Consider the following 16,539-nt stretch of genomic DNA (forward strand, 5'->3'; position numbering starts at 1 on the left):
ATGCAGGTCACCGAGACCCTGAAGGAAGGTCTGAAGCGCGCGTACACCATCACGGTGACCGCCGCCGAACTGGACGCGAAGGTCCAGGAAAAGCTCGTCGAGGCGCAGCCCGACATCGAGATGAAGGGCTTCCGCAAGGGTAAGGTTCCGCTCGCGATGCTCAGGAAGCAGTTCGGGCCGCGCCTTCTCGGCGATGCCATGCAGGACGCCATCGATGGCGCCATGCGCGACCATCTCGAGACCTCGGGCGACCGTCCGGCGATGCAGCCGGAAGTCCGCATGGTCGATGGCGAGACCTGGCAGGAAGGCACCGACGTCGTCGTCGAGATGAAATACGAGGCGCTGCCCGAGATCCCCGAGATCGAGACCTCGAAAGTCACGCTCGAGCGTCTGGTGGTGAAGGCCGACGAGGCCGCCGTTGACGAGGCGCTGAAGAACCTGGCCGAGTCGGCCCAGAACTTCGACGACCGCCGCAAGGGCTCGAAGGCCAAGGACGGCGACCAGATCGTGATCGACTTCAAGGGCTCCGTCGATGGCGAGCTGTTCGAGGGCGGCTCGGCCGAGGATTATCCGCTGGTGCTGGGCTCGGGCTCGTTCATTCCCGGCTTCGAGGAGCAGCTCGTCGGCGCCAAGGTCGAGGACGAGGTGACGGTGAAGGTGACCTTCCCGACCGAATACGGCGCGAAGCACCTTGCCGGCAAGGAAGCGGAGTTTGCCTGCACCGTGAAGGCGGTCAAGGCGCCGAAGCCCGCCGAGATCGACGACGAGCTGGCGAAGAAATACGGCGCCGAGGATCTCGCCGCGCTCAAGGCGCAGATCGCCGAGCGGCTCGAGGCCGAATACAAGGGCGCCTCGCGCGCGGTGCTCAAGCGCGCCCTGCTTGACCAGCTCGACACGATGGTCAGCTTCGAGCTGCCCTCGAAGCTCGTCGAGGCCGAGGCGCATCAGATCGCGCACCAGCTCTGGCACGAGGAGCACCCCGAAGAGCATGGCCACAACCACGGCACCATCGAGCCCACCGACGAGCACAAGGCGCTGGCCGAGCGTCGCGTGCGCCTCGGGCTGCTGCTGGCCGAGATCGGCCGCAAGGCCGAAGTGACCGTGACGGATGCCGAGATGACCCAGGCGGTGCTCGCCCAGGCCCGCCAGTATCCGGGGCAGGAGCGGGCCTATTTCGAGTTCGTCCAGAAGAACCCGCAGATCCAGCAGCAGCTTCGCGCTCCGATCTTCGAGGACAAGGTCGTGGACCTGATCCTCGAGGGCGCGACCGTGACCGAGAAGGAGGTCGGCAAGGACGACCTGCAGAAGGCCATCGAGGCGCTCGACGAGATGTGATCCCTCGCCACCGCGAGGCACCGGGCCGCTCCTTCGGGGGCGGCCTTTTTCGTGGGCGCCTGAACCGGCTCCGGCGACGCCGTTCGAGGAATGGGTCTGCGCTCGGCGACGATCCGGTGTGGTGGCGGGCCCAGCCCGTTGCCTTGGCGCATGAAAAAAGCCGCGCCCGAAGGCGCGGCTTTCCTAGGGCGATGTGACCCGATTACTCGTCCTGCGAGGCGGCGCCGATCTCGTCGAACAGTTCGGCGATCTCGAAGTCGGCCGCGGCTTCCGCCTCGGCGGCAAGCTCCTGGATCGACTTGCCCGACGCCTGCAGCTCGGCTTCTTCCGGCGAGCGAGCCACGTTCAGCGTGATCTTGACCGCGACTTCCGGGTGCAGCGTCACGGTGACGGTGTGCAGGCCCAGTTCCTTGATCGGACGATCGAGGACGACCTGGCCGCGGTCCACGGTGAAGCCGGCCTCGGTGGCGGCATCGGCCGCGTCACGGGTGGTGACCGAGCCGTAAAGCGCGCCGGCGTCCGAGGCCGAGCGGATCACGACGAAGCTCTGGCCGTCGAGTTTCTCGGCGACGGCGGCGGCCTCTTTCTTGGTCTCGAGGTTCTGCGCTTCGAGCTGGGCCTTGCGGGCCTCGAACGACTTGATGTTCGACTCGTTGGCGCGCAGCGCCTTGCCCTGCGGCAGCAGGTAGTTGCGGGCGTAACCGTCCTTGACGTTCACGACCTCGCCCATCTGGCCAAGCTTGGCCACACGCTGGAGAAGGATGACTTGCATGTTCAGCTCCTCACTTCACGGCGTAGGGGAGCAGGGCGAGGAAACGCGCACGCTTGATGGCGGCGGCGAGTTCACGCTGCTTCTTGGCCGAGACGGCGGTGATGCGCGAGGGCACGATCTTGCCGCGCTCGGAAATGTAGCGCTGCAGCAGACGGGTGTCCTTGTAGTCGATCGCGGGAGCATTGTCGCCCGAGAAGGGGCAGACTTTGCGGCGACGGAAGAAGGGTTTGTTGGCCATGTGATCTCTCCTCTGCCCGATCAGCGACGGAAGCCGCCGCGCTCGCCGCGGTCACCGCGGTCGGGACGGTCGCCCCGGTCGCCGCGCTCGCGCTCGTCGCGCTTCTGCATCTGGATCGAGGGGCCCTCGGCGTGCTTGTCCACCTTGATGGTGAGGACGCGCATCACGTCGTCATGGAGGCGCATCAGGCGCTCCATCTCCTGCACGGCCGCCGAGGGGGCGTCCGACTTCAGGAAGGCATAGTGGCCCTTGCGGTTCTTGTTGATCTTGTAGGCCATCGTCTTGACGCCCCAGTATTCGCGATCCACGACCTTGCCGCCGTTGTCCGCGAGGACCGTCGAGAAATGTTCGATGAGGCCTTCGGCCTGCGCGTTGGAAAGATCCTGACGCGAGATGAAGACATGCTCGTAGAGAGGCATGCGGTCTCCAGTTCTGTCGGGCGCATTTCATAGGTCGAGCCTTGCCTTCCGCGGCCCGTCCACGAGAGTCTGCGCCGGTTCGCATGAGTGCGGAAGGATGCGGCCTTATAGCGGTCTTTGCGCCGGACGCAAGCGCCAAGGCTGCACAGAGCCCCTTGACCTCCCCGGCGCAAGCCACTACACGAAACGCGCTCCGGCGGGTTGGCGGAGAGGTTACGCAGCGGATTGCAAATCCGTGAAGACCGGTTCGATTCCGGTACCCGCCTCCATGATATTTCCTGCCGCGCAGTCACGGGATTGTGAGTGGGGCACATGCCGCCCATCCTGCTGATCCGCGGCCGGGATCGGGCGGGCGAGGTGCACGAAGCACGACGGGAACCTACGAGACTGGTCCGTCCCGTCAGCCGTGGTCCCAAGGCGATCTTCAGAATTCCGACAGGCCCCCCCCGGCCGAGCCAGCCCTGCGGCCGGTGGAGTTGGCGGCGAACACAGGCATCCGCGGCCGGGGGCGGTTTCCGGTGGGAACGGGATGCTCGGCCGTCTCTCACACTGCGCCCACGGCCTCGAGCGCCGAAACTACCAGTTCTACGGCCTCGACGTGAGGCGGGCGAGGGCCGAGAGGATCGGTTCGGGATCGGCCGAGCGTGGCAGCCGACGGGCGGCCGCGGTCAGGGCCTCCTGCTGCTCGGGCCCGAGGTCGGCGAGCGTCGCTGCAAGCTCGACCGGACCGGCGACGAAGAGGGCCGCACCCATCCTGTCGAGGGTGGCGAAGATCTCGGCAAAATTGTGGACGGACGGGCCGTGGATGAGGGCGGAGCCCGCCTCCATCGGCTCGAAGGGCGTGTGGCCTCCGCGGGGGGCCAGTGTGCCGCCGATGAAGGTCGTTCCACAGAGCCGATACCAGAGCGCCATCTCGCCCAGCGTGTCCGCGACATAGACCGGCGCATCCGGGGGCTCGCCGCGCGAGCGGAGGCTGGCCCGCAGGCCACGGGCGGAGGCGAGCCCGGCGATCTCGGGGCCTCTCCGGGGGTGCCGGGGCGCGATCACGAGCAGATCGAAGAGGTGGCGGGCGGCGAGAAAGGCGTCGAGCACCGGCTCGTCCTCGCCCTCGTGGGTCGAGGCGGCCAGCAGGCAGCGCGCGCGCGGCGGCGCGGGAAAGGGGGGCTCGACCGCGGCGGGGCGCACGCCGGCCTTGAGCACGAGCCGCGGCCCCAACCGCTCGCGCGGCAGGCCCGCCGCGACGAACCGTCGCTCCGACTCCTCGTCCTGTGCCGAGAGCCAGTCGATCCGGGCGAGCGTCCGCCGCAGGAGGGCGGGGGCCACGCGCCGCCAGTTGCGCGCCGAACCCTCCGACAGACGCGCCCCGATGGCCAGCACCGGGATGCCACCGGCGGCGCAGCTTGCGATCCGCTCGGGCCAGAGCTCGTTCTCGAGCACGAGGAGCGCGCGTGGCTGCCACCGCGCCAGAAAGCGCCGGGTGGCGCCCAGCGTGTCCCAGGGAGCGAGAACGGCCTCGGTTCGCGGGATGCCCCAGCCCCGGACCATCTGCCGGGCTGTCGGATTGTTGCAGGAAATCAGTATCCTGAGCGACGGGTCGCGCGCCAGGATCTCCTCGACCAGCCAGCGTGCCGAGGTGATCTCGCCATTGCTGGCGCCGTGCAGCCAGAGCGGCCGGTCCCGGCTGCCGCCGCGCAGCGCGAGCCGCTCCGCGATCTCGCCCCCGACGGCCCTTCCGCGCAGCCGTCGCCAGCCCGCGCCCATCAGCAGGAACGGCAGGAGCAGCATCAGGATGAGACGGTAGAAGGTCACGCGGGAGCCCTTTCCTTGCCGCGCCTTGTGGCCCCGGACCCATCCGGAAGCAAGCGGCACATCCGAAGTCGTACGACACTGGCATATTAGAATTGATCTAAATCAAGGAAAGCTCGCTTGCTCCGGTTAGCCTGCGATCAGCGCGTAAACGATTGCACAGGAGACCCCCATGCGCCTGATCCTCACCGCACTGATCGCGACCACGGCGCTTGCCGGCGCGGCACAGGCCGACGTCCTCCGGGACAAGGCGCTGGAATATTTCGCCCCGCTGCCCTCGACGGTCCCGGCCGTGAAGGGCAACCGGATCACCCCCGAGAAGATCGAGCTCGGCAAGGCGCTCTTCTTCGATCCGCGGCTCTCGGCTTCGGGTGTGTTCTCCTGCTACTCCTGCCACAACCTGACGACGGGCGGCGACGACAACATGGAAACCTCGGTCGGCCACGGCTGGCAGAAGGGCCCGCGGAACTCGCCCACCGTGCTCAACGCGGTGCTGAACGAGGCGCAATTCTGGGACGGCCGCGCCGAGGACCTGAAGGCGCAGGCCAAGGGCCCTGTGCAGGCGGGTGTCGAGATGGCCAACACGCCGGAGCAGGTCGAACGGACGCTCCGCTCGATGCCGCAATATGTGGAGTGGTTCAGCGGAGCCTTCCCCGACGAAGCCGAGCCGACCAACTTCGACAACATGGCCATGGCGATCGAGGCCTTTGAAGCGACGCTGATCACGCCGGCGCCGTTCGATGCCTTCCTGAACGGCGACGACGAGGCACTGACGGCCGAACAACGCGCAGGGCTCGAGCTTTTCATCGACAAGGGTTGCTCGACCTGTCACTCGGGCGTGAACGTGGGCGGGCATGGCTACTATCCGTTCGGCCTGATCGAGAAGCCCGGCGCCGACATTCTGCCCGAAGGCGACAAGGGCCGCTTTGCCGTCACGGCGACGGTGGATGACGAATATGTCTTCCGTGCCGCTCCGCTGCGCAACGTAGGGGTGACCGCCCCCTACTTCCACTCGGGCAAGGTCTGGGATCTGAAGACGGCCGTCACGATCATGGCCGAGAGCCAGCTTGGCGAGACCATGACGGATGAGGAAGTCGGTCATGTCGTGGCCTTCCTTGACAGCCTGACCGGCACCATGCCGACCGTGACGACCCCCGTGCTGCCGCCGGAAACCGCCAGCACGCCGCGCCCGACCGCGGAAGTGAAGGTGGATTGACGGCGCGCCGGGCGGGCGTCCAGCCGGTCACACGGAACGGGGGGCGGCCTTGGGGCCGCCCTCTCTTGTTTCCGCGGTTTCCAGCGCCGCGACTGGGCGGGCCTATTTCTGAAGCTCGGTCCAGATCGCGGTGATGTATTCCTGCGCCTTCGGCCCGCAGGCCGGCAGGAACACGCCCTTGTCGGCGAACTCGTCCGGGATCACCACTTCGGGCGCCGTCTTCATGTCCTCGGGCAGGAACTCTTCGGCCCCGCTGACACCGGGCGAATAGCGCGCAAAGGCCGAGATCAGCGCCGCATTCTCCGGCTCGAGGATGAAGTTCAGGAACTGGTAAGCCTCTTCGACATTGCGGGCATCGCGCAGCAGCGCCGCCGAGTCCATGAAGGTGATGAAGCCCTCCCGGGGATAGCCATAGGCCACCTCGGGATTGGCGAGCCGCGCGCGCATCGACGAGCCGGACCAGTTCACCGAGGCCGCCCAGTCGTTGTTCGAGAGCTTTTCGGTGGCGCCGTAATCCATCGAGATCCAGTGCGGCTTGGCGGCAAGCAGCAGGTCGCGCGCCTTCTTGAGCACCTCGAGATCCTCGGTGCAGGGCTCGCCGCCGGCATACATCGTGGCCAGCGCCACCACATCGTTCATCTCGGGCACGACATTGACCTTGCCCTTCAGCTCGTCCGGCACCTCGAGCCAGACCGCCGACGTGTGGATGTCGCCCTTGTAGACGGCGGTATTGACCGAGATTGCGGTGGTGCCCCACTGCCATGGCACCGTATGGGTGCGGCCCGGATCCCACTCCACATCCTTCCATTCGGGGGCGATGTTGGCGTGGTTCGGGATCCTCGACAGGTCCAGCTCGGTCAGGAGGCCCTTGTCGCGGAAGATGCCCACATAGTTGGCCGAGGGCACCACGAGGTCGAACCCGTGCCCGCCCGCCTCGATCTTGGCCAGCGCCGTGTCGTTGCTGTCGTAGTCGGTCACCGTGACCTTGATGCCGGTCTCCTGCTCGAACTTCGCCAGCAACTCGGCGCTCGTGTAGTTGCCCCAGTTGTAGAGGTTCAACTCGGCCGCCCCCGCGAGGCCGGTCGAGGCGAGGAGCAGGGCTGTGGCTGCGAGATGTGTCATCGGTCTCTCCTTGTTGGGTCGGCGGGTTCACCCCCGCTTTCGGGTGAGCAGGAAGAAGACGGTCAGCAGCGCCACGGTCAGCCCGAGAAGCGCGGTCGAGATCGCATTGACTTCGGGTGTGATGGCCCGGCGCATCTGGCCCAGCATGTAGGTCGGCAATGTATCCTGCCCGGCCGATTTCACGAACTCGGTGATGACGACATCATCGAGCGAGATGACGAAGGCGAGCATCGCGCCCGCCACGATCCCCGGCGCCAGCAGGGGCAGGGTGACATGGCGGAACGTCTGCCAGGGGTTCGCATAGAGATCCGCCGCCGCCGTCTCGAGGCTGAGATCCATCCCCTCGAGCCGGGCCCGGATCGGCAGGTAGGCGAAGGGGATGCAGAAGGCGGAATGGGCGAGGATCAGGTAGCCGAGCCCCGCATAGCCCGTCGCGACCTTCACGCTGGCGAAGACGATCAGCAGCGCCACGGCGGTGACGATCTCGGGCACCATCAGCGGCTGGTTGATCGCGACATAGATGAAGGTCTGCCCGCGGAAGGCGGCCCTTCGGGTGGTGCCGAGGGCCGCCATCGTGGCGACCGACGTCGCGATGACCGAAGCCGCCGAGGCGATCACCAGCGAGCGGGCGGTGGCCGACTGCACCTCGCGGTTGGCCCAGGCCGCCTCGTACCAGCGGAAGGAGAAGCCGCCCCAGACCGAGATCGCGTTCGCGTCGTTGAAGGAATAGGCCACCAGCGTGACGATCGGCGCATAGAGCGCGAGGAAGGCGAGCCCGGCCACGAATGTCACGCCGGGCAGGCTGGTCACGTCGAAGCTCCTACCCATGGCCGCTCTCCCGGCTTGCGGCGCGGACATAGATCAGAAGCGCCACCATCACGATGGCCAGCAGCAGCATCGAGAGCGCGGCCCCCAGCGGCCAGTTGCGGCCCTGCCCGAACTGCAGCTCGATGAAGTTGCCGATCATCATGTTCTTGCCGCCGCCCAGCACCCGCGGCGTGACATAGGCGCCGAGCGAGGGCACGAAGACCAGGATCGAGCCCGCGACGATGCCGGGCCTGACCAGCGGCAGGATGATCCGGCGCAGCACCTGCCAGCGGCTGGCATAGAGGTCGTAGGCCGCCTCCAGCAGCCGCATGTCAAACCGGTCGATCGCGGCGAAAAGCGGCAGCACCATCAGCGGCAGATAGACGTAGGTCATGCCGATCAGCACCGCCGTGTCGGTGTAGAGGATCTGGATCGGCCGCCCGATCAGGCCCGCGCGGATCAGCAGCGTGTTCAGGATGCCCTCGTTGCGGATCACCTCGTTGATGGCGAAGGTGCGGATCAGCAGGTTGGTCCAGAACGGAATGGTGATGAGGAAGAGCCAGAGCGCCCGCCGGTTTGGCGGGCGCGTCGCGATGAACCAGGCGGTGGGGAAGCCCACGGCGAAGGTGATGGCCGTCGTCATCAAGGACAGCTTCACCGAGCGCCAGAAGATCGCGAGATGGGCGTCCGCAAGGCTGACCTCATCCGAGAAGATGTCGCGGGTGAAGAACACCTCGAACCAGGCGTCGGACGAGAACTCCCAGATCACGCCGCCATACTGGCCCTTCACGAGGAAGCTGTAGATCAGCACCACCAGAAGAGGCCCTGAGGCCGCGAGGAAGAGGATCGCAAGCGCGGGCGCCGAAAGGAGCCAGCCGCTGCGCGCGCTGTCGCGGCGGGCCATCTCAGTCCCCCAGAAGCTGCACGGCGCCCGGCGCAAAGCGCAGGCCCGCGGGCTGGCCGGGCTCAAGCCCCGGATCGTCCGAGGCGCTGCTCTGCAGCCGCGCCACCACCTCGGTTCCGTCGGCCAGCGCAAGGTGGCAATGGGTGTCGGTGCCGAAATAGACCAGATTGCGGATCGTGGCGCGCAGGGCGCCCGGCTCGTCCGGCGGCACGAGACGCACCTGTTCGGGGCGCACCGCGACCGTCACCTGCCCTTCGGGCCCGCCCTCGACCGCGAGTTCGCCCCCCGCCTCGAGCGTGACGCGCCCTCCCGCGTGACGCGCGGGCAGGAAGTTCGTCTCGCCGATGAAGCTGGCCACGAAGCGGTTGGCGGGCCGCGTGTAGATCTCGCGCGGGGGGCCGATCTGGAGGATCCGGCCCGCACTCATCACCCCGATCCGGTCCGACATGGTCAGCGCCTCCTCCTGATCGTGGGTCACGAAGACGAAGGTGATGCCCGTCTCGTGCTGGAGCCGCTTCAGCTCGATCTGCATCTCCTTGCGCAGCTTGAGATCGAGCGCCGAGAGCGGCTCGTCCAGCAACAGAACCCGCGGCTGCGGCGCCAGCGCGCGCGCCAGCGCCACGCGCTGCTGCTGCCCGCCCGACAGTTGCGCCACCCTCCGCCCCGCCAGCGCCTCGAGGCGCACAAGCGCCAGCATCCGCGCGGTGACATTCCCGATCTCGGCCCGCGGCTTGCCCTGCATCCTGAGCCCGAAGCCCACGTTCTCGGCCACCGTCAGGTGCGGAAAGAGCGCGTAGCTCTGGAAGACGGTGTTGATCGGGCGGCGGTTCGGCGGATCGGCCGTGATGTCGCGCCCGTCGAGCAGGATCGTGCCCGAGGTGGGCGCCTCGAAGCCCGCGATCAGGCGCAGAAGCGTGGTCTTGCCGCAGCCCGAGGGCCCGAGCAGGGTGAAGAACTCGCCCCTGCGGATCCCGACCGACACATCGTCCAATGCGCGAACGGCCACCTCTCCCTGCCCGAAGGCCTTGACGACATTGCGCGCTTCGACGGCTGTGGGTGCGGTCAAGGAGGGCCTCCGTGCAGGTCTTCCTGCGAGGTTAGGCGGCGGCTCGGCGCGAAAGCAACCGTCGTGCTCGGAAATCGACCAAAGGGGCAGGAAGCTGCCTCGGCCGGGCCGCCGCGCGCACGCTTTCTGCGCAGCGTGTGAGCGACGCTCCCGTGGCCTTCGGGGCGCACCGGACCGCAGCCGGAGGTGCCCGCGTCGATACGGAGCGGCGAGGATTGGCCTGCGGCCGCTGCACATGGCGCGCTTGACAGCGGCGACACTTGTCCTATTGAGAAACGGCTTCGGTTCCGGCGTCATGCCGGATGAAAAGGGAACGCGGTGAGGGGTGCCCCTCCAAATCCGCGGCTGCCCCCGCAACTGTAGGCGGCGAGCGACGACCGATCACGCCACTGGGGTTCCCCGGGAAGGCCGGTCCGAGCGAAGACCCGCGAGTCAGGAGACCTGCCGGAGCGATCACCCTTTCCTGCGCGCGGGGCGCGTGCGGGAGGCGGTCCAGCCGCTTCAGGTGACGCTTTCACCGTCGGCGGAGGGGCCTCCTTCCCACGACATTGCGACAGAGGCAGCGTGCTGCCGGGAAGGAATGAAGACAAAATGAGGAAGACCGGCATTTCAATGATCGCGCTGGTTGCGGCGATACCGATCCAGACGGTGGCCGAGCCGGCCGAGGACGAGACGGTGATCCCGCTTGACCGTATCATCGTCACCGCCAACCGCACCGAGACCAGCGCCAACCGCGTAGGGTCCGCGGTTGCTGTGCTGACCTCGGAGGATCTCGATGCCGGCGGTGACCTTCTTCTGGCCGATCAACTTTCGCGCCTTCCCGGCGTCAGCACGACGGCCAGTGGGCCGGCAGGGTCTGCGACCGAGGTTCGCATCCGAGGGGCCGCGCCGCGCTACGTTGCGGTGTTCGTCGATGGCATACGGGTGGACGATCCGACCAACATCGCGCCCTCCTTCGACTTCGGCAGCCTGACCGGTGTCGGGGTGGGGCGCGTCGAGGTGCTGCGTGGAACGCAATCAGCCCTTTATGGTGGATCTGCGGTTGCGGGCATCGTCAGTGTTCAGAGCCTGCGCCCCGTGAGCGAGGGCTTCAGCCAAAGGATCCAGGTTGAGGGTGGGAGCTACAATACGCGACGGCTCGCTTATGACCTTGGCTATCTCTCTGACAGGTTGGAGGCGCGCCTCTCTCTCGGCCATGTCAAGAGTGACGGGTTCTCGGCTGTCGACACGTTGCCCCGAGACCCGTCGCTCGATTCTGACGGGATCGAGGCAAACCGGCTTGGGTTCGGGCTGCGCTATGACCTGACCGATGAGATGGTTGTCGGCCTTGATGCCTTCGGCCAACGAACCACCGCGGACTATGATGGATGGTGGCAGGAAGATGCAGTGCAGAAGCGGCACGAAGCCGGCGCGCGCCTTTATGCTGAATGGGCGCATGGCGCGAGCGTCCATACGTTCGAGGTCAGTCGCTACGAGCTGGACCGCGACCTGTTCGAAGGCGCGCCGGGCGCCGACTTCTACCATTCAACCCGCACCACATTTGGTTACAAGGGCGTAACCGATGTTGGCACGCGGCTGCAGTTTGTCTACGGCGTGGACAGCATGCGGGAGACCGGCAGGACTGCCGGCATGGTCGACGGGATGGATGCGCGTACCACAGGCCTCTACGGCCAAGCTCAGTGGGCCGCTACCTCGGATCTCGATCTGTCGCTGGCAGTGCGTGGCGATCACAACAGCGAGTTTGGCAACTTTGCCAGCGGTCGCCTGTCGGGCGTGTGGCGCCCCACCGAGACGTTGGCCCTGAGAGGTGCCGTGGCACGTGGTTTTCTCGCGCCGTCCTTCTACCAGCGTGCGGGCGCCGCGGAATGGGGCATTGCACCTGCGTCCGATCTCGATCCGGAACGGAGCCTGAGCTACGAGTTGGGTGCGGATCTGGATCTCGCTTCAGGGGCGTCCGTCGGATTGACGTTCTTCCAGCTCGAGATCGACAATGCGATCACCTATTGTGGCAAATTCACCTCGCTGACCTGCGACTCGGAATTGCCCGACGGCTTCACCAACCGCTACGAGAACCGGGAAGGCCTGTCTCGAAATCGCGGGGTCGAGCTGGAGGCATCAGTTCCTCTAACCGAGAGGCTCAGCCTTGCCGGATCCTACACCTATACGGATGCCCGTGATCCCTCGGGCAACCGCCGGAGCCGCGTGCCCTACCATGATGCTTCGCTCACGCTTCAGGCGGCACTCGTCGAGGACGTGAGCGGGCAACTGGGGCTGACGCATATATCTGGTCGTCCGACAGGCGACGGTGACAGCTTCACTGTGGTCAATGCGGCACTCGCTTGGGACCTGGCGCTCGACACAAGCGTGACGCTGCGCCTCGAGAACCTGCTCGACAAGAGCTATCAGGAGGTTGCCGGCTATGGCACATCCGAGCGTGCGGTCTATGTCGGCTTGCGCAAGAGCTTCTAGGCGGCTTGCGCTGGCGTTGGTGGCGGGGATGACCGCCGCCGCACCCGCCGTGGCCGAGGGGCCACGGCGGGTGGTGTCGATCAATCTCTGCACCGATCAGCTCGCCATGCTGCTGGCGGCGCCCGGACAGCTCCTGTCGGTCTCGCACCTGGCAAGCGAGCCTCAGACGTCCGCCATGGTCGAGGAGGCGCGGGCCTATCCGGCCAACCGGGGCCAGGCCGAGCAGGTGTTCCTCTTGCAGCCCGACCTCGTGCTGGCCGGCACCTTCACCGCCCGGTCGAGCGTCGATCTTCTCCGCCGGCTGGGGGTCGAGGTGGTCGAACTTCCACCCGCCAATGGGCTGGCCGACGTCAGCGAGCATCTGCGCATCGTGGGCCGCGCGCTCGGCCGCGAGGCTCAGGCGGAAGGGCTGGTGCGGGACTATGAGGCGGGGCTCGAGCGGCTGCGGTCGGACCTGCCGCCTGCGCGGGCCGCGATGTATTACCCGTCAGGCTACACGACCGGCTCGGGCACGTTGGCCGACGCGATCCTGCGCCACGCGGGCTTTTCCAACGTGGCGGCCGAACTGGGGCTCGACGGGGGTGGGAACCTGCCTCTCGAGCGGCTGGTGATGGCCGCGCCGGACATGATCGTGACCTCGGCCGCCTATCCCGGCGCCTCGCGGGCCGAGGAGCTTCTGGCCCATCCCGCCCTGCGCGCGGTGCAGAGCGACGCGGGCGCGGCCGAGGTATCGGATGCCGACTGGATCTGCGGCACGCCGGCGATCCTGCCCGCGCTGCGCACCATGGCCGAGTCGCGCCGGGGGCTCGAGAGCGAGCGCCTGACCCAGTGGGACGGAACCCGGTGAGATATCCCCTTCTTCTCGGCGCGCTGGCCCTCGTGGTGGCGCTTCTTTTCACGGTGTCGCTGCTGGTCGGGCCTGCGGCGCTCGGCCTGGGCGAGTCGCTGCAGGCCCTGCTGGCCGGGCGCGGCGAGGCCGTCGTTCTCGTGATGCGCGAGATCCGGCTGCCGCGGGCAATCCTCGGGCTGGCGGTGGGCGCGGTGCTGGGCATCTCGGGCGCGGCGCTGCAAGGATTCCTGAGAAATCCCTTGGCAGAACCTGGTCTTGTCGGCGTTTCCTCATCCGCCGCTCTTGGGGCGGTGATCGCGCTTCAGACCGGGCTTGCGGCGGCCTTCACGCTGGCGCTGCCGCTGTCGGCGCTGGCGGGGGCGGCGCTGTCGGTGCTGCTCATCCTGGGGCTGGCCGGACCGCGCGGCGGCGCGCTGGCGCTGATCCTTGCGGGGGTCGCGATCTCGGCGCTGGCGGCGGCGGGGGTCGCGCTGATCCTCAATCTCTCGCCCAACCCGTTCGCCGCGATGGAGATCGTCTTCTGGATGATGGGCTCGCTCGCGGACCGATCCATGAGCCACGTCGCGCTGGCCCTGCCGTTCATGATCGCGGGGACCGTGCTGCTGCTGACGCTCGGGCGCGGGCTTGACGCGCTGACGCTGGGCGAGGATGCCGCCGAGGCGCTGGGGGTGCGGCTCGGGCGGCTGCGGCTGACGCTGATCCTCGGCACGGCGCTGTCGGTCGGCGCGGCGGTGGCCGTGGCGGGGGCGGTGGGCTTCGTGGGCCTCGTGGTGCCCCATATCCTGCGGCCGCTCGTGGGGGCGCGGCCCTCGCGGCTGCTGCCGGCTGCGGCCCTGGGCGGGGCGGCCATGCTGCTGGCCGCCGACATCGCCGTTCGGGTGATCGCGCCGGACCGGGATCTCAAGCTCGGGGTGCTGACGGCGATCGTGGGGTCCCCGTTCTTCCTGCATCTGATCTGGCGGATGCGGAGGGTCGAGGCATGAGCCTGCTTTCCCTGACGGACCTGACGGTGCGGCGCGGCGAATGTCCGGTGGTGGATCATGTGACGCTGCTGGTCGCGCCGGGTGAGTTCGTCGGGCTCATCGGCCCGAACGGGGCCGGCAAGACCACGCTTCTGCGCGCGGCGATGGGCCTTCTGCCGGCTTCGGGCGACAGCAGCCTCGCGGCCCTTCCGCCACGGGCGCGCGCGCGGGCGGCCGCCTTCCTGCCGCAGGCGCGCGAGATCGCCTGGCCCGTCGATGTCGAGACGCTGGTGACGCTGGGCCGCGTGCCCCACATGGGGCGCAAGCTGACGCCGGCCGACCGCGAGGCGGTGACGCGTGCGCTGGGACGGATGGGACTTTCGGGCTACCGTGAGCGCATCGCCACGGCCCTTTCGGGAGGGGAGCAGGCGCGGGTGCTGATCGCCCGTGCGCTGGCGCAGGAGGCGCCGCTGCTCCTGGCGGACGAGCCGGTGGCGGGCCTCGATCCCGAGAGCCAGATCCGCGCCATGCAGGTCTTCGGCGACCTGGCCGCCGAGGGGCGGGCGGTGGTGGCCTCGATCCATGATCTGGGGCTTGCGGCGCGGCACTGCACGCGGCTTCTTCTGATGGCGCGGGGGCGCATCGTGGCGGACGGCTCTCCGGGGCTCGTGCTGACGGCGGCCAATCTCTCGGACGTGTTCGGGGTCCGCGCCTTCTTCGCCGACACGCCGGACGGGCCGGTGTTCCAGCCGCTGGGCGTCACGCGGTGATCGAGGTCGCGCTCGATCGGCCCTGGTTGATCGCCCGGCTGCCGGTCCCGATGCGCCTGCTGAGTTGGGCGCCCCACCGTCCGGGCTGGGTTACGGCCGATCGGGTGGTCTGGCGGGAGGTGCGCGACCGGGATCTGGGGCCGGGTCTCGATGCCGAGCTGTGGCTCGGAGAGCAGATGTCCGCGCGGGGGCTTGGCCTTGCGGTCGGGATGCTGACCTCGCGCGATGTCCGCCGGCACCATTCTGCGTCGGCCGCGGTCGAGGGGGTGCGGGCCGCCTGTCTGGCCACCGTCGGGCTTGGCAATGCCGAGGCGGTGGGCCGGCGGCTTGTGTCCGAGCGGGTGGCGGGAACCATCAACCTGCTGGTCGTGGCCGAGACCGGACTGACCGAGGCGGCACAGCTCGAGGCGCTGTCGATCGCGGTCGAGGCCCGGACGGCCGCGTTGCTGGAGGCGGGTCTGGTCCTGCCGACCGGGCTTGCCACCGGCACCGGGACCGACTGTCTGGTCATGGCCTGCCAGCCGGGCGAGGGGCGGTATGCCGGGCTTCACACCGCGGTGGGCGAAGCCGTGGGGGCGGCGGTGCGCGAGGCGGTTCTCGGCGGCGCGCGCCAGTGGCTCGCCGAGCGCGACGGCGGCTGAGACCGCCGCTTGCGCAAAGGAAAGGGCCGACCCGAAGGTCGGCCCCGACAGGCGATCCCGCCCGGTTCAGATCAGCTTGCCCATCGCCACGGCCGTGTCGGCCATGCGGTTCGAGAAGCCCCATTCGTTGTCATACCAGGTCAGGATGCGCACCATGTTGCCTTCCATGACCTTGGTCTGGTCGAGGTGGAAGATCGACGAATGCGGATCGTGGTTGAAGTCCATCGAGACGTTCGGCTGGTCGGTATAGCCGAGGATGCCCTTCAGCGTGCCGTCGGCGGCCTCGCGGATCGCGGCGTTCACTTCCTCGACGCTGGTCGCGCGGCTCGCTTCGAACACGAGGTCCACCACCGAGACGTTCGGGGTCGGCACGCGGATCGCCACGCCGTCGAGCTTGCCCTTCAGTTCCGGCAGCACGAGCCCCACGGCCTTGGCCGCGCCCGTCGAGGTCGGGATCATGCTGAGCGCCGCGGCGCGGGCGCGATAGAGATCCTTGTGCATCGTGTCGAGCGTCGGCTGGTCGCCGGTGTAGGAGTGGATCGTGGTCATGAAGCCCTTGGTGATGCCGATCGTGTCGTTCAGCACCTTGGCCACCGGCGACAGGCAGTTCGTCGTGCAGGAGGCGTTCGAGACGACGAGATCCTCCCCGGTCAGCGTCTCGTGGTTCACGCCATAGACGATGGTCTTGTCGGCGCCCGTCGAGGGGGCCGAGACCAGCACGCGCTTGGCGCCGTTCTCGAGGTGGATCTTGGCCTTCTCCTTGTCGGTGAAGATGCCGGTGCATTCCATGACGATGTCGACATGGCCCCAGGGCAGTTCCGCCGGGTTGCGGATCGCGGTGACCTGCATCGGGCCGCGGCCCACGTCGATCGAGTCCGCGGTCGTGGTGACGGTGGCAGGGAAGCGGCCATGCACGCTGTCAAAGCGCAGCAGGTGCGCGTTCGTCTCGACCGGGCCGAGATCGTTGATCGCCACCACCTCGATGTCGGTCCGGCCCGATTCGATGATGGCGCGAAGCACGTTGCGCCCGATGCGGCCGAAGCCGTTGATTGCCACTTTCACGGTCATAGAGCTCTCCCAGCATTTGGCGGGCGCAAGCGACGAGTCGCGCGCACGCGGATGGTCTTCAGGCTAACGACCCCAGATCCGAACGCAATTCAAC

The 16,539-nt window shown here is 68.0% G+C and carries 16 protein-coding genes, 1 tRNA gene and 1 riboswitch; of the genes, 8 read left to right on the plus strand and 9 right to left on the minus strand.

From position 1 onward, the window contains the following. Complete coding sequence (gene tig, locus LV780_RS06165; RefSeq protein WP_011908382.1) at positions 1 to 1,335, plus strand: trigger factor; 1,335 nt, start codon at positions 1 to 3, stop codon at positions 1,333 to 1,335. Between the two features lie 202 nt (positions 1,336 to 1,537). Here tig and rplI read toward each other — a convergent pair whose 3' ends face one another. Genes rplI through rpsF form a run of 3 tightly spaced genes read right to left on the minus strand, consistent with a single transcriptional unit; the run spans position 1,538 to position 2,764 of the window. Then, positions 1,538 to 2,107, minus strand: a complete 570-nt coding sequence (gene rplI, locus LV780_RS06170) for a 50S ribosomal protein L9 (RefSeq protein ID WP_011908383.1) — start codon at positions 2,105 to 2,107, stop codon at positions 1,538 to 1,540. A gap of 10 nt (positions 2,108 to 2,117) precedes the next feature. Continuing rightward, on the minus strand, positions 2,118 to 2,345 hold the full coding sequence (gene rpsR / locus LV780_RS06175) for a 30S ribosomal protein S18 (protein WP_002720283.1): 228 nt from the start codon (positions 2,343 to 2,345) through the stop codon (positions 2,118 to 2,120). A gap of 20 nt (positions 2,346 to 2,365) precedes the next feature. Then, entirely contained in the window at positions 2,366 to 2,764 is a 399-nt protein-coding gene (gene rpsF / locus LV780_RS06180; protein WP_011908384.1) for a 30S ribosomal protein S6, read from the minus strand. Between the two features lie 195 nt (positions 2,765 to 2,959). Between rpsF and LV780_RS06185 the strand changes: the two genes are divergently transcribed. Further along, positions 2,960 to 3,033 (plus strand) — tRNA-Cys (locus LV780_RS06185). Positions 3,034 to 3,349: 316 nt separating this feature from the next. On the opposite strand, the gene LV780_RS06190 is transcribed toward LV780_RS06185, so the two are convergent. Then, positions 3,350 to 4,573 carry a 3-deoxy-D-manno-octulosonic acid transferase gene (locus tag LV780_RS06190; RefSeq protein WP_108222257.1) on the minus strand — a complete coding sequence of 408 codons (1,224 nt, stop codon included), beginning with the start codon at positions 4,571 to 4,573 and terminating at the stop codon, positions 3,350 to 3,352. 169 nt (positions 4,574 to 4,742) lie between these two features. Here LV780_RS06190 and LV780_RS06195 point away from each other — a divergent pair, with 169 nt between their 5' ends. Continuing rightward, entirely contained in the window at positions 4,743 to 5,786 is a 1,044-nt protein-coding gene (locus tag LV780_RS06195) for a cytochrome-c peroxidase (protein ID WP_108222259.1), read from the plus strand. Positions 5,787 to 5,888: 102 nt separating this feature from the next. Here LV780_RS06195 and LV780_RS06200 read toward each other — a convergent pair whose 3' ends face one another. From LV780_RS06200 to LV780_RS06215, 4 genes are read right to left on the minus strand one after another with little or no spacing between them, the layout of a single operon-like run. Continuing rightward, on the minus strand, positions 5,889 to 6,908 hold the full coding sequence (locus tag LV780_RS06200) for an extracellular solute-binding protein (protein WP_108222261.1): 1,020 nt from the start codon (positions 6,906 to 6,908) through the stop codon (positions 5,889 to 5,891). Positions 6,909 to 6,935: 27 nt separating this feature from the next. After that, positions 6,936 to 7,736, minus strand: coding sequence for an ABC transporter permease (locus LV780_RS06205; protein ID WP_101340032.1), 801 nt, complete (start codon positions 7,734 to 7,736; stop codon positions 6,936 to 6,938). Continuing rightward, positions 7,729 to 8,619 (minus strand): ABC transporter permease, encoded by an 891-nt coding sequence (locus tag LV780_RS06210; RefSeq protein WP_108222262.1) that lies wholly within the window; start codon positions 8,617 to 8,619, stop codon positions 7,729 to 7,731. The genes LV780_RS06205 and LV780_RS06210 overlap by 8 nt, the downstream gene beginning before the upstream one ends. A 1-nt stretch (position 8,620) precedes the next feature. Further along, entirely contained in the window at positions 8,621 to 9,685 is a 1,065-nt protein-coding gene (locus LV780_RS06215) for an ABC transporter ATP-binding protein (protein ID WP_108222263.1), read from the minus strand. Positions 9,686 to 9,950: 265 nt separating this feature from the next. Beyond that, positions 9,951 to 10,148: riboswitch (cobalamin riboswitch) on the plus strand. 128 nt (positions 10,149 to 10,276) lie between these two features. Between LV780_RS06215 and LV780_RS06220 the strand changes: the two genes are divergently transcribed. Genes LV780_RS06220 through LV780_RS06240 form a run of 5 tightly spaced genes read left to right on the plus strand, consistent with a single transcriptional unit; the run spans position 10,277 to position 15,377 of the window. After that, on the plus strand, positions 10,277 to 12,154 hold the full coding sequence (locus tag LV780_RS06220; RefSeq protein ID WP_108222265.1) for a TonB-dependent receptor plug domain-containing protein: 1,878 nt from the start codon (positions 10,277 to 10,279) through the stop codon (positions 12,152 to 12,154). Further along, on the plus strand, positions 12,129 to 13,001 hold the full coding sequence (locus tag LV780_RS06225) for an ABC transporter substrate-binding protein (protein ID WP_108222267.1): 873 nt from the start codon (positions 12,129 to 12,131) through the stop codon (positions 12,999 to 13,001). The genes LV780_RS06220 and LV780_RS06225 overlap by 26 nt, the downstream gene beginning before the upstream one ends. Next, on the plus strand, positions 12,998 to 13,987 hold the full coding sequence (locus tag LV780_RS06230; protein ID WP_011908416.1) for a FecCD family ABC transporter permease: 990 nt from the start codon (positions 12,998 to 13,000) through the stop codon (positions 13,985 to 13,987). The genes LV780_RS06225 and LV780_RS06230 overlap by 4 nt, the downstream gene beginning before the upstream one ends. Then, positions 13,984 to 14,736 carry an ABC transporter ATP-binding protein gene (locus LV780_RS06235; RefSeq protein ID WP_108222269.1) on the plus strand — a complete coding sequence of 251 codons (753 nt, stop codon included), beginning with the start codon at positions 13,984 to 13,986 and terminating at the stop codon, positions 14,734 to 14,736. Before LV780_RS06230 ends, LV780_RS06235 begins: the two co-directional genes overlap by 4 nt. Continuing rightward, entirely contained in the window at positions 14,733 to 15,377 is a 645-nt protein-coding gene (locus LV780_RS06240) for an adenosylcobinamide amidohydrolase (protein ID WP_108222270.1), read from the plus strand. The genes LV780_RS06235 and LV780_RS06240 overlap by 4 nt, the downstream gene beginning before the upstream one ends. Positions 15,378 to 15,443: 66 nt before the next feature. On the opposite strand, the gene gap is transcribed toward LV780_RS06240, so the two are convergent. Next, positions 15,444 to 16,445, minus strand: a complete 1,002-nt coding sequence (gap, locus tag LV780_RS06245) for a type I glyceraldehyde-3-phosphate dehydrogenase (RefSeq protein ID WP_101340036.1) — start codon at positions 16,443 to 16,445, stop codon at positions 15,444 to 15,446. Positions 16,446 to 16,539: the final 94 nt, after the last annotated feature.

The organism is Cereibacter azotoformans (assembly GCF_021391315.1).
Classification (GTDB): domain Bacteria; phylum Pseudomonadota; class Alphaproteobacteria; order Rhodobacterales; family Rhodobacteraceae; genus Cereibacter_A; species Cereibacter_A azotoformans.